11 protein-coding genes and 1 tRNA gene are annotated in these 13,048 nt (G+C 45.6%); 8 read left to right on the top strand and 4 right to left on the bottom strand.

Annotated elements, in window-relative coordinates; genetic code table 11:
* Window positions 1–61 precede the first annotated feature (61 nt).
* Complete coding sequence (gene hisB, locus H6F41_RS03970; RefSeq protein WP_190402184.1) at window positions 62–664, bottom strand: imidazoleglycerol-phosphate dehydratase HisB; 603 nt, start codon at window positions 662–664, stop codon at window positions 62–64.
* A gap of 250 nt (window positions 665–914) precedes the next feature.
* On the opposite strand from hisB, the gene H6F41_RS03965 reads away from it, so the two are divergent.
* From H6F41_RS03965 to H6F41_RS03955, 3 genes are read left to right on the top strand one after another with little or no spacing between them, the layout of a single operon-like run.
* The gene (locus H6F41_RS03965; RefSeq protein WP_190402183.1) at window positions 915–3,821 is read left to right on the top strand and encodes a cation-translocating P-type ATPase; all 2,907 of its coding nucleotides are present in this window, start codon (window positions 915–917) and stop codon (window positions 3,819–3,821) included.
* Window positions 3,822–3,837: 16 nt separating this feature from the next.
* Window positions 3,838–5,376 (top strand): YcjF family protein, encoded by a 1,539-nt coding sequence (locus H6F41_RS03960; RefSeq protein ID WP_190402182.1) that lies wholly within the window; start codon window positions 3,838–3,840, stop codon window positions 5,374–5,376.
* A 46-nt stretch (window positions 5,377–5,422) separates the two neighbouring features.
* The gene (locus tag H6F41_RS03955; protein WP_190402181.1) at window positions 5,423–5,944 is read left to right on the top strand and encodes an adenine phosphoribosyltransferase; all 522 of its coding nucleotides are present in this window, start codon (window positions 5,423–5,425) and stop codon (window positions 5,942–5,944) included.
* A gap of 111 nt (window positions 5,945–6,055) precedes the next feature.
* Here H6F41_RS03955 and H6F41_RS03950 read toward each other — a convergent pair.
* Window positions 6,056–6,128 (bottom strand) — tRNA-His (locus tag H6F41_RS03950).
* Between the two features lie 167 nt (window positions 6,129–6,295).
* Between H6F41_RS03950 and H6F41_RS03945 the strand changes: the two genes are divergently transcribed.
* From H6F41_RS03945 to H6F41_RS03930, 4 genes are all read left to right on the top strand, one after another.
* A complete protein-coding gene (locus H6F41_RS03945) occupies window positions 6,296–7,240 on the top strand; it encodes a glycosyltransferase family 9 protein (RefSeq protein ID WP_190402180.1) in 945 nt (314 codons plus the stop codon).
* 71 nt (window positions 7,241–7,311) lie between these two features.
* Entirely contained in the window at window positions 7,312–8,199 is an 888-nt protein-coding gene (locus H6F41_RS03940) for a hypothetical protein (RefSeq protein ID WP_190402179.1), read from the top strand.
* Between the two features lie 42 nt (window positions 8,200–8,241).
* Window positions 8,242–8,994 (top strand): M48 family metallopeptidase, encoded by a 753-nt coding sequence (locus H6F41_RS03935; protein ID WP_190402178.1) that lies wholly within the window; start codon window positions 8,242–8,244, stop codon window positions 8,992–8,994.
* Between the two features lie 143 nt (window positions 8,995–9,137).
* Complete coding sequence (locus H6F41_RS03930) at window positions 9,138–10,859, top strand: DUF3352 domain-containing protein (protein ID WP_190402177.1); 1,722 nt, start codon at window positions 9,138–9,140, stop codon at window positions 10,857–10,859.
* A gap of 58 nt (window positions 10,860–10,917) precedes the next feature.
* Here the strand turns inward: H6F41_RS03930 and H6F41_RS03925 are convergent, their stop codons facing one another.
* Window positions 10,918–11,295, bottom strand: a complete 378-nt coding sequence (locus tag H6F41_RS03925) for a winged helix-turn-helix transcriptional regulator (RefSeq protein ID WP_190402176.1) — start codon at window positions 11,293–11,295, stop codon at window positions 10,918–10,920.
* A gap of 107 nt (window positions 11,296–11,402) precedes the next feature.
* Between H6F41_RS03925 and H6F41_RS03920 the strand changes: the two genes are divergently transcribed.
* Window positions 11,403–12,101 (top strand): pirin family protein, encoded by a 699-nt coding sequence (locus H6F41_RS03920; RefSeq protein ID WP_190402175.1) that lies wholly within the window; start codon window positions 11,403–11,405, stop codon window positions 12,099–12,101.
* 60 nt (window positions 12,102–12,161) lie between these two features.
* Here the strand turns inward: H6F41_RS03920 and H6F41_RS03915 are convergent, their stop codons facing one another.
* Window positions 12,162–12,953 carry a VanW family protein gene (locus H6F41_RS03915; protein ID WP_190402174.1) on the bottom strand — a complete coding sequence of 264 codons (792 nt, stop codon included), beginning with the start codon at window positions 12,951–12,953 and terminating at the stop codon, window positions 12,162–12,164.
* Window positions 12,954–13,048 lie beyond the last annotated feature (95 nt).

Below are 13,048 nucleotides of genomic sequence, written 5' to 3'. Positions count from 1 at the left end.
TACCTCTTGCAAATAAATTGGTTAGCTCCGTGTCGTGCAAAGCACGACACGGAGCTAAAGATTATAAAACGCCTTTAGAACTAGGAATTACCGAGGCACGGCGCGGATCAACTTCGACAGCCATTTTGATGGCACGGGCAAAGGCTTTAAATCCTGCTTCGATTATGTGGTGAGAGTTACCGCTTTCTAACAGTCTGATATGTAAAGTCATTTGCGCGTGATTGACTACAGCTTGAAAAAACTCTTTCACCAGCTCTGTGTCATAGGTTCCCACCCGTTGATTGGGAATAACTAGACCATAGACTAAATAGGGACGACCCGAAAAATCGAGGGCAACCTGTACCAAAGCTTCATCGAGGGGAGCCACAAAATGACCAAAGCGATTAATTCCCTTGCGATCGCCTAAGGCTTGCCCTAGCGCCTGCCCCAATACAATTCCCACATCCTCATTGGTGTGATGATCATCGATATGGAGATCCCCTGTGGCTTGCACATCTAGATCAATCAACCCGTGGGAGCAGATCTGATGCAACATGTGGTCGAGAAAGGGAATCCCAGTATTAATGTTTCCTTTGCCTGTGCCATCAAGATTAAGCGCCACCGTAACATCGGTTTCGCCAGTTTTGCGGTGGACTTTGGCAATGCGAGGAGAATCGTAGGACATAGCAGAGCTTGATTGATAAAGGTTTTGGAGGTTTCAGCCTTAAAATCAACTGTATCACAGACTCTGATAGGCTTAAACTGATAGTTATCTCAGCATTATTTATAGCTACCACCACTTGTCTAAGGACAAATTAAAACCCAAGAAGCGAGTTGCGGCGCGAAGCGCCGCAACTCATCTTCTGGTTTTCTGTCCTAACAAGATTGGCGACAGCTATAAATCTAGGCATCCCGATAGTTGGCAAAATCATCAAATGACCAATTCTCCGAATCCGCAAACTTGGCACGCGCTCACGATCGATGATGCGATCGCAATTTTGGATGTGAATCCAGAAGTAGGGCTGGAGGGTTGGCAAATAACTGATCGCCAAACCGTTTATGGACGAAATGAGTTAAACGGTAAGGCGGGCAGAACAAAGCTAAGTATCTTCATTGATCAATTTACCAATGTGATGTTGCTAATGTTGATGGGGGTTGCCCTCGTGTCAGCAGGGTTAGATTTGCGAATGGGACAATTTCCTAAAGATGCGATCGCAATTTCAGCGATTGTTATTCTTAACGGTATTTTAGGCTATGTACAAGAAAGCCGTGCCGAGGATGCCCTTGCTGCCTTGAAAAAAATGGCGGCTCCGAATGTGCGGGTGTTACGAGAAGGGAAAGTTACGGAAGTTCTATCGGCGGAATTGGTGATTGGCGACATTGTATTTCTGGACGCAGGAATGCAGATTGCAGCCGATGGACGCTTGCTCGAAGCGGTGAAGCTCAAGGTAAGAGAAGGATCTTTGACTGGAGAATCGCAGGGAGTAAATAAGTTTGCCGATCAATTGTTTGATGCCGATGAATCACTGGGCGATCGTCGCAATATGGTTTTTCAAGGAACTGAAGTATTGCAAGGTCGGGGGATGATGCTGGTGACCGCCACGGGGATGCAAACGGAATTAGGGAAGATTGCGAACCTCTTGCAAGATGTGGAATTGGAAGAGACTCCATTGCAAAAACGCATGGGTGAGCTGTCTAAGGCTTTAGTGATTGCCTCCTTAATTTTTGTGGCGCTTGTGATTGCGATCGGACTATCGCGGAGTGGCAACTTTGTTAATTTATTAAATACCTCGCTGAGCATGGCGGTTGCCGCTGTGCCAGAAGGATTACCTGCGGTGATTACAGTGACCTTAGCGCTAGGTACACAGAGGATGGTGCGCCGCAATGCCCTGATTCGGAAACTGCCTGCGGTGGAAACCCTTGGCTCTGTGACCATGATTTGCTCTGACAAGACAGGAACGCTGACCCAGAACAAAATGGTGGCGGAAAATATTTTCACCAATAGCTACACAGCGCAGGTGAGTGGCACGGGGTATGAGCCGATTGGGGAATTTGCGATCGCAAGACTAGCGGGCGATATGCTGGCAAGTGATATCAGTGTTTATCAATGTGCGGAGCTGCAACTATTATTGGCAGCGAGTGCAATATGTAACGATTCCTACTTGCAAAAGCGCCCTGCTGTAAGTCAATCTCCAAGTCAATCGAATCATCGCCAGCTAAATCGCCTTAATGAGCAGATTAATGGTCACGCGCAATGGAAAATCATTGGCGACCCAACGGAAGGGGCGTTGCTGACCTTGGCAGGAAAAGCCAACCTTTGGCAAGCACAATGCACTCACTATTTCACGAGAGTCGCGGAAATTCCCTTTACCTCGGAGCGTAAGCTGATGAGTGCCATTGCCGCGATCAAGAATATTGCTGCCGAAGATACGCCCGAATCGATGCGAACCATTGCCGCGTTATTACCCAATCAACCCTATTTTCTATTTTGCAAAGGTTCTCCCGAATTAGTTTTAAGCCGTTGCGATCGCATTCAAGTTGATAAAGCCATCAACTTCATTTCCATTTCCCAGCGCACCGCCATCAATATTCAAAATACCTTACTTGCCTCAAAGGGAATGCGTGTTTTAGGCTTTGCCTATTTACCCCTCGATCATCTACCAACGGAAGAGGAACTGACGAACATTGAAAATAATCTCGTTTGGTTGGGCTTAGTCGGTATTCGTGACGCACTGAGAGCCGAAGCGGCAGCAGCAGTGCAGGTTAGTCGTCAGGCGGGCATCCACACAACGATGATCACAGGTGATCACCAATTAACTGCCCAAGCCATTGCCCGTGATTTAAATATCTTTTATCCCGATTGTGATCGCGTTTTAACGGGTCAGGAAATCGAATTGATGAGCGATGACGAGTTAACAGCGATCTCTAGTAAAACCTCTGTCTATGCCAGAGTGTCGCCAGAGCATAAATTGCGGATTGTGCAAGCATTGCAGCGTCGAGGTGAAGTGGTCGCCATGACAGGGGATGGGGTCAATGACGCTCCTGCATTGAAACAGGCAAATATTGGCATTGCTATGGGAATGACGGGAACGGATGTCTCCAAGGAGGCCAGCGATATGATTTTGCTGGATGACAACTACGCGACTATTGTCGCAGCTACAGAAGAAGGGCGTACAGTCTACGCAAATATTCGCCGCTTTATTAAGTACATTTTGGGTAGTAATGTCGGGGAAGTAATTGCGATCGCATCCACACCATTTTTAAATGTAAATTCAATTCCCCTCACGCCTTTACAGATCCTCTGGATGAACCTAGTCACCGATGGTGTGCCAGCGCTTGCCCTTGCCGTTGAGCCGTCAGAAGATGATGTAATGCAACATCCGCCTTTTCATCCCCAAGAGAATATTTTTGCAAGGGGATTAGGTTGGTATATTTTGCGAATTGGGGTGGTGTTTGGGCTACAAACCATCGCCTTAATGGAACTAATCTACAATTCCGACAATCCCGCATGGCAAGCTCACTGGAAAACGATTACATTCACAACTCTCTGTATTGCTCAAATGGGACATGCCCTTGCTTGTCGTTCCGATTCCAAACTAATTATTGAGTTGAACCCGATCGCAAATCCCTATCTCTTAATTTCTGTGGTATTCACCACAATTTTGCAGCTTTCTTTGCTCTATGTGCCACCATTCAGGGATTTTTTTGGTACAGATGCCCTCTCTTTGCCAGAGCTAAGTTTATGCTTTGGCTTTAGTTTGCTACTGGTCTTGTGGGTAGAAACCGAGAAACTAGTCTCAAGGTGGTGGGCAAAGCGTCGCATCACCGAGAATTTGCCATAAGTCCATGAAAAAGCCCATGAAGAAAAAATTCCCTTGGTTGCGATCGCTACTGGTTTTAGGATGCTTTGGACTCGTCATTTCCTTCATCGTGCCACTATTGGATCGGATTATCCAAATCTATCAACTGGTTGCCACATCTTCACCGATTTTAGGCGGCTTTGTAGTGCTGTTAGTCATTGGCTTGTTATTCGGGCTATTTTGGTTGATTTGGCACTATTTACGACTATTTCAATCTGAACCCTCTACCCCCCGTCCCATACCTGAAGCTCCCACCGACAAAATTGAAGCGGCACAAGATAGTCTGGAATCCCTAGAGCGGCAGGTGCAGCAAATTCAAGATGAGGTGATGCGCCGTTCGTTAGCAGCCCAAACAGAACAACTAAAACAGAATTTCATCCGTCAGGAATTGCGGGTAGTTGTCTTTGGGGTTGGTTCGGCGGGGAAAACTTCACTAGTCAATGGCTTGCTAGATCTGGCAAGTCAAGATATTGAGGCTAGGGGGACAGTCGGTGCAACCATGGGAACGACCCAACTGGGCAAAGTTTATCCGCCTGTAAAGTTCCCAAACTTAGATGTACCTGTGCAAATTACTGACTGCCCCGGTATTTTAGAGGCGAGTGCCTTGGGTAGCGATCGGGAACAGGAAGCAAGAACCATCGCCACAGAGGCAGATTTAATCGTGTTTGTGGTGGATGATGATCTGCGGCGTTCGGAATATGAGGTGCTTAAAGCCCTAACGGAAATTGGCAAACGGACTGTTCTGGCTTTTAATAAAATTGATCGGCTCACCAAAGCCGATCGCGAAATCATTCATACCAATTTGCGATCGCGAGTTTTCGGATTGATTCCCCCTGAAGATGTGGTTGCCATAGCAGCTAGTCCCACACCCATCACCCTCGAATCTGGCGAAGTTGTCCAACCCAAACCCAAAATCCAGCCGTTACTAACGCGATTGCTCGATATCCTCAGCTATGAAGGCGATGAGTTAGTGGCGGATAATGTGTTATTGCGATCGCAAAGTTTGACTGCCGCCACTCGCGAAGCCCTATCGCAGCAGCAACAGGCAGAAGCAGACAAGGTCGTCGAAAAATTTCAATGGCTAGTTGTGGGCGTAGTCTTTGCCACCCCCTTGCCCGTTGTCGATATGCTAGCCACAGCCGCGATCAATGCCCAGATGGTGGTGGAAATCGGCAAAGTCTATAGTTGTGAAATTAACATCGAGCGTGGCAAAGAGTTAGCAAATTCCCTTACCCGCACCCTCGTCAGTCTTGGCATCGTTAAAGGCGTAGTCCAAATCATCACCACAGTCATTTCGGTAACTGTGGTCGGGTTAGCCCTCAAAGCCACAATTCAGTCGGTGACGGCTGCTTATCTCACGCGCATCGCAGGTAAAAGTTTTATTGAATATTTCAGTCGCGATCGGGATTGGGGTGATGGTGGTATTGCCGAGGTCGTCCAACGCCAATTTCAGCTCAATCGCCGCGACGAGTTTCTTAAAATATTTGTGCAAGATGCGGTCAATCGAGTCATGGTGCTAGTCAAGCAGCAGATGTAAGCGCAAATACAGATTAAGATTGGGAAGTTATTTCGCCATTAACCCTATGGACTTTAAAAGTATTATCCGCGATATACCTGATTTTCCTCAACAGGGCATCATTTTTCGAGATATTACGCCACTACTCGCCCATCCGCAAGGATTAACCAAAATTATTCAGGGTTTCCAAACAAAATTTGCAGAACTAAATATCAGCGCAATTGATACCGTAGTTGGGACAGAATCACGGGGATTTATTCTTGGCGCACCCCTTGCCATGGCTCTAGGTTGCAGCTTTGTACCAGTCCGCAAGCCCAAAAAGTTACCCTCAGCCGTATTTCGCGCCGAATATGAATTGGAATATGGCACTGATGCCCTAGAAATCCATCAAGATGCGATCGCAACGGGTGAGCGGGTGATCATCATTGATGATGTCATCGCCACGGGTGGCACGGCAGCCGCAACTGCCAAGCTAGTTGAGCAGTCTGGGGCAGAACTAGTTGGTTATGGATTTTTGATTGAACTAGATTTTCTCAATGGTAGACAGGCTTTGCCAGAAGTGCCAATAGTTTCATTAATTAACTATTAAAGTGGTGTTGTGATTAACACAGAGCGTTAGTTACAACACCACAAAAGAAAACAGGTCGTGCAATGCACGACCTGTTTTCTTTTGTGGTGTTGTTGGCTTTTCTTTGAGAAGGGCGAATGATGGGAATTGAACCCACGAATGGTGGTACCACAAACCACTGCCTTAACCACTTGGCTACACTCGCCATTTAACCGTTAATAATATTACTACTGCTTGGTGCATTTACACAAGTGGTAACAAAATATTTTTTTCAAGGACTTGTCAATTTGCCGCAGTGTAGTTTTGGTGTCTGTATCAACTTCCAAAAACAAAGTAATATTACTTACGGTCTTCGTCTAGAGATGTATAAATATGATGCGAATACTGGCATTGGTTCCAGGTGGGACTAGCGAGCAGTTACTATTTTTCCCGACACTGGATACCCTCAAACAACAGTATCCCAATGCCGAGATCGATGTGGTGGTCGAGCCACGGGCAATGGCAGCTTATCGTGTTTGCCAATCTGTGAACCGCGTCCTCAAGTTTGACTTTAGCGATCGCAATTCTCTGGCTGATTTTGGTAACTTACTCGGTACAATTCGCGATCGCGAATATGATGCTGCAATTTTGACTCAGCCGAGCTTTTCCAGAAATCTGCTGTTATGGCTCAGTGGCATTCCTAAGCGCATCTCCTTTGCAGGAGAAGGCGACTTTTTGCTAACGGATGTCATTGCATTTGATGCAGAAGCCTATGCCGCCGTGCAAAGACATAACTTGCTGATGGCGCTCAATATTCAGAAATCCTGTCCACCAATTAAGGTCAATCTGCCCAAAAGTGATTTGGACTGGGCGGCTAGCGAGCAGAAACGTTTAGGTATTCAACAAAGTGGTTTTATTCTGCTCAATTGTGGTGCTTTAGCCAATTATCCTGCGGCTAGCTGGGCAACAATTGCCCTCGATATGCAAGCTAAATTGCCCAACTTACCGATTGTGGCAGTCGATAGCGTGAATAATGCGACACTATTGCAGCAATTAGCCCTTAAAGTTCCTAATTTGTTAATCACTAGTCCCTCTGATATTGGCAAGCTGACCGCAATGGTAGCGGCAGCAAATCTATTTATTTGTGCAGAAGGTGATGCAATGCAACTAGGTGTTGCGGTTGGCACGGCACTGGTGGCAATTTTAGGCTCTAATACAGAGGCAGCAGTATTACTACCGATTGCCGAAAATCAAATCAAATATGTAAAAGCAACTAGTGGTCAAGCCATCGGTGAGATCAACCCACAGACAGTTATCGCTAAAATTTGGGAAGGTTAAAAACAAGGCTTGCATAGCAAGCCTTGTTTTTAAGTCTGATTTTGTTTTTGACCATGATTAGGTCTATGAATATGCAAGGCAGTGCTTTCCTCTGGTCACGTCTAATTAACTCGGCGGCTGGACTGATTTTTTTGACGAGTATCTCGGCGCTGATGCCAACCATGGCAAATGCTCAGGCAGTTTCTCCGCCCCCATTGCTTTGTGCAAAATTAACCAATCGTCGCTATGTGGTGATACTCGATCGCCCTGCCAATCAATTGCCCCAGTTGCCAGAATTTTTGGCGATCGCTGCGATACCTTGTAATTATCTCAATGCCTCAATGACTTTTTTTGGGGGGTTTGATAATGTGGACGCAGCCTCCTTTCGGGCGGGGCAATTACGCCGCCTTGGACTAGATGCGGTGATTCATTCCTTTTCGAGCAAGGTGAATAATATTCCTAGCAATTTACAGGCATCCATGGTGCTAGTGGAGCTAAACGCTGAGCCAAATACTGCTCTTGCTCAAGTGCGATCGCAAACGGGCAAAAGTGCCTCTCTAGCCACATTTAATAATCGCTCGGTGATTATTTCCGCACCCCTATCGAGCCGAGAAAGCGCCAACGCAATTGCTACAAGATTACGCAGTCAAGGGCTGGCAGCGCAAATTGTGGGAGCTGCTTTAATTGCTGAACCTGTGGCAAGTGCGACTACTGCTAATCCTAAACCCTCTAACCCTCCTAAATCCAGCCAAGCCCCATCAAGTCAAGCTAGCGCCACGACCCGCTATCGGGTCTTGATTCCCAATAATAATTCCAACACCTTAAAAAAAGTGCGGGAAATGATTCCTGATGCTTTTCCAACCACATTCAAGGGCAAGCCCTATATTCAGGTGCGTACCTATACCGATCGCGCTAATGCCCATCGTGAGCGAGATCGACTTGCTGCTGTTTTCTCAGGGACAATTTTGATTCAAAACTAAAGGCAAAAATTCAAGTCAAAAACTAGAAATACCGTTAAACCTATGGCATCGAGTTCTCAATCTTTGACTACGGCTGAGATCCCTACTTATACAGTCCGTGTGAGTGATCGTGCCAAGTGTGTACGCCTGTCGCTATCGGTGGAGGCGGGTTTAGAGGTTGTGATTCCTACTAATTATGATCACCACAAGATTCCTGAGATTGTCGAAAAAAAGCGTGATTGGATTACACGCAATCAACTCAAATTGAATCAGAGGGAAGCATTTTTTCAGGCTCAATCGCCCCATGAGTTGCCAACCAAAATTAATTTGCGATCGCTAAATGAGGAGTGGCACATTGAATATCAGCAAGTCCCGACCAGAGCTAGGGCAATCAGTATTCGTGAGGATAAAACCCAATTCAAGTTGGTGGTTAATGGGGATATTACCGATGTAATTGCTTGCAAATTTTTCTTAAAAAAATGGCTGATTAAAAAAGCAGAAAAGCATTTGAGCAGTTGGTTACGCCAAGTCAGCATTAACATCCAGTTGCCCTATCGCACTACAACGGTACGCAGTCAAAAGACACTGTGGGGTAGTTGCTCTTGCGATCGCAATATTAGCCTCAATTACAAATTGCTATTTCTAGAACCTAATGTCGTTGAATACGTCCTAGTTCATGAACTATGTCACACGGCACACATGAATCATTCGGATAAATTTTGGCAATTAGTTAGAAAGTTTGAGCCAAATTACAAATTGTTAGATAAATCTCTCAAGCAAGCATGGCAAATAATCCCCGCATGGCTTGACTGGTAAATGATTCTGTCGCTTACATTTCAGATTAAAAGCCTGTGTAGATGTGATTAAACTCACCCTTGATCGATGATGCCTGTCTATGGGTATTTTGGGGTTAGGTACTATACTGACATTTTGAAATTAAAATTCTGAGGTTTTAAAATATGACAGAAACAAAGCCAAATTTGCTGCCAATTATTGGCGGTGCGGCTGTGGTGGTTGCTGGTGGCATAGGTGCTTATTTCTTTTTTAATAAGACAGTCACCGCGCCTACAGCTAGCACCGCAGGTACATTAACTGTAGTGCCACAGCAATCAGTAATGTCAATTTCACTATCGACTGATGGTGAAGCATTGGCGAAACTGGAACAGTTTTTGTCACCAGAAACCAAGAAAATCTACGATCAAGCCCTAGCTGAATTCAAAAAGGGACTTTCGTCATCGGATTTTGACTATGAAAAAGATGTAAAACCTTGGATTGGTAAGAATGTCTCGATCGCAATTTTACCCAAGGACAGAGCCACCAGCGCCGCACCTCGTCAGTTAAAATCCGCCGCACCTCGCTATGTCCCCATGAGCGACACAGGTTCTATCCAATTTGTGCAGGACAAACCTACATCCGAAGCACCTCCTAATATTCTGCTTGTCCTTGAAGTTAAGGATAAGGCTGGCGCTGAGAAATTTTTGACTGAAAAGGTAAAGGCTAAGTCAGGTGGTAAGGAAAAACAATCTGACTATAAGGGTGTCAAAATTACTCAGTACGGTGAAGGGGACAAGGCTAGTGCCTCGGCAATGGTTGGCAATTATTTAGTGATTTCTCCCTACGAACAGGTAACCCAAAAAGCGATTGACACCTTTAGTGGTGGGCCATCCCTTGCGACTTCCGCCAGCAAAGACGATCTCAAATTACAAAATTCCGTTGCTCAGGTCTATATTCCTAATTTTGGCGAGTCCATTGTTGAGCTAGCCGCCCTCAGCCCTGAAGCAGAAACAATTCCCCCAGAATCATTGGCACAATTGAAGAAGGTGAAGTCCTTAAACATGGGCTTTGGTATTGACGATGTAGGTATTCGCTTTAAGGCAATTAGTAAATTTGACCCGAATGCGATCGCAGGTTTTACCAATTCCCCCAATAAAGTTCTTGGACAGGTTCCTTCCCAAGCCTTTAGTGTGATCAGTGGCTTTAACATCAAGAACTCTTGGGAACAGTTTGTCAAATCCGCAGATAGCTCTCCTGAACTGAAGGAAGGCATCGAAGAAGTGAGAAAGCAACTGAAGTCTTCCCCCTTAGCAATCGATCTTGATAAAGATATCTTTGGATGGATGGATGGTGAATTTGCGATCGCATCCGTCTCTAGCAAGCCAGAGGGCATCTTGGCACAAACTCAAGGGCTCGCACCATTGATCTTGCTCCAAACCACCAACCGCGCCGCAGGTGAGTCGCTATTAGCCAAGTTAGATGACTTTGCCTCTAAAAATGGTGCACAGGTCGCCAAAAAAGACGTAAGTGGCGTATCGGTTACCGAATGGTCTGCCCCTGGTGCTGGTGCAATTGTTGCCCACGGTTGGAGTCAACAAGACACTCTATTTTTCACGGCAGCACCAATTGTGTCGCTGTTCGTACCTAAGCCCGCTAGCGCCCTCGACGCTGATGCTAACTTCAAGTCAATTGTTAGCACTTTGCCTACCACTAATGTGGGCTACTTCTACATTGATGTTGACAAGACTTGGAGCATTTTCCAAGGTTTCTTGCCTCCCTCTGAAGTAGATGCTGAGACTAAGGCAGTGATTCAATCAATTAAGGGCTTGGCTGGTACTGCTGCTTATCCCAACCCAGAAACTTCTGAATTGGAATTTGTGCTAGCGCTCAAAAAAGGCGGCAAATAACCCTCAAACCATTCATTAAAAGTAATCAAAAAGGTGACGCTTTGCGTCACCTTTTTGATTATTGCTCTAAATACTTTTTGCCCCACAGGTGCATCGCATCAAGTACAGGTCGCAAAGTTTGCCCCAAATTCGTGAGCGAATATTCCACCTTGGGCGGCACTTGAGTATAGACTTCACGGTGCACCAGTCCATCCTGTTCCATCTCTCGCAATTGCTGCGTGAGCATTTTTTGGGTGATGCCACGTAGGCTGCGATGCAACTCACCAAAGCGTCTTGTGCCGCCAAACAATTCATGCAAAATTAAAACTTTCCAGCGACCACCAATCGCATCAAGGGTAGCTTCGACAGGACAACTAGTGCGATCACGGGGTTCTGCATCTATGAAATCTCCCTGTGCAATCGGAGTAAAAGTCAACAAATTCGAGTATTTTTCCATAGTATCTTTTTAGTATGTACCTTACAAAAAAGTGCATACTTTACTTAAAGAATGTGACTAGATTATATTTTATTTGTGAATCATCAACGCATTTGGAGATAAACGCTATGTTGACTATTCGGAAATCGGAGGAAAGAGGACATGCCAATCACGGTTGGCTAGATAGCTATCACACCTTCTCTTTTGCTAATTATTATGATCCGCAACATATGGCATTTCGAGCATTGCGGGTTATTAACCAAGATCAGATTGCGGGGGGCAAAGGGTTTGGCACGCATCCCCATCGTGATATGGAAATTATTACCTATATGCTCGATGGAGCTTTAGAGCATAGAGATAGCATGGGTAACGGCTCGGTAATTCGGGTTGGGGATGTGCAGCGCATGAGTGCTGGCTCAGGGATTACCCATAGTGAGTTCAATCCATCGGCAACGGAAACGGCGCATCTATTGCAAATATGGATTTTACCGAATCAACAAAATGTCACCCCTAGTTATGAGCAAATTTCTTTCTCGCGGGAAGAGAAGTTAAACCAATTACGGTTAATTGCTTCGCCCGATGGTCGTGATGGCTCGGTGAAAATCTATCAAGATGCCTATATTTATGCTTCCATTCTTGAAGATGCTATAGCTGTAACCCATAGGGTTAAACCAAATCGTTATGCATGGATACAGGTGGCGCGAGGTAATGTGTTAGTGGGCGATCAACTGTTGAAGGGAGGAGATGCAATTTCTTGCGATCGCAATATCGATTTGCAGATCGTCAGCCAAGGCAATGCTGAAATTCTAGTATTTGATTTGCCCTAGTTTAGCTCTAGTTTTACCTGCATGAAAATGCACCTGCGGCAAAGCCGCAGGTGCATTTTTTTAGGATTTAACGCAGGGTGCATAGCGACTCATGGCTGCGTAGTCTTGTTGCCAGACTTCTGGTTTTGCATCATTAGGCTGGATATAGCGAACAGTCTTCACCACCCAACCCGATAGATATTCTGGAGTGGGGGGATGGATCTGCTCGCAGACTTGCGATGCTACTTTAATTTGCCAAGGTCTGGGTGCAGTCCCCCATAGACTAGACTCCACCTTGCCGTCCTCTGCAAGAATGCGAAATCTGATCTGCAAGGGGATATGACTCTGGTTGCGAACGATTAAATCTTTGTAGCCATGGGCAACAGCAGCATCTTGACCTAAGGTGTAAAATCTGGATTCGCCATAGGCATCGATGCTATGGCAATGTCGTTCTAAAATCTCACAGCCCCCATATAGCAAAGTATTAAAAAGATTAGTGGCGACTAGGCATAATCCCCCACCTGCATCGGTTAGCACTTGTCCCCTCACAAATACAGGTGCTTCTCGAAATCCATTTGCCTTAGTTGGTGCGCCAATGCGATCGCTAAAACCAAAAATTTTGTTGGGCGGTAAATTGAGAAAGTTAATTTTCTGGGCTGCGAGTTGTAAATTCCAAATGCGATTAGCGCGAATTTCGGAAGTGCCGCGATCGGGAATGGGAGTCTCGAACTCTATCCATTTATGCAAGTATTGATCAGCTTGATGGGGCTGTTGATGCCTTGCATAATGAAATGGGTATCCCTTGGCTAAGGCTTTTGTATATTTGATGGTATTACGGATTGGCGTTTTGAGATTCTGCCAAATTTTTTGCATTTGCCCGTTAATTTTTTTGTTTGTTGATTTTCAGCAATTCCCTAAATTAATTTTCACACAAATTCAAGACCATCCAGAGATGAAAGTTGTCACGC

The sequence above is a fragment of the Pseudanabaena mucicola FACHB-723 genome, from assembly GCF_014696385.1.
In the GTDB taxonomy this organism is placed as follows: domain Bacteria; phylum Cyanobacteriota; class Cyanobacteriia; order Pseudanabaenales; family Pseudanabaenaceae; genus Pseudanabaena.
This window is presented reverse-complemented; position numbering and strand designations above follow the sequence as displayed.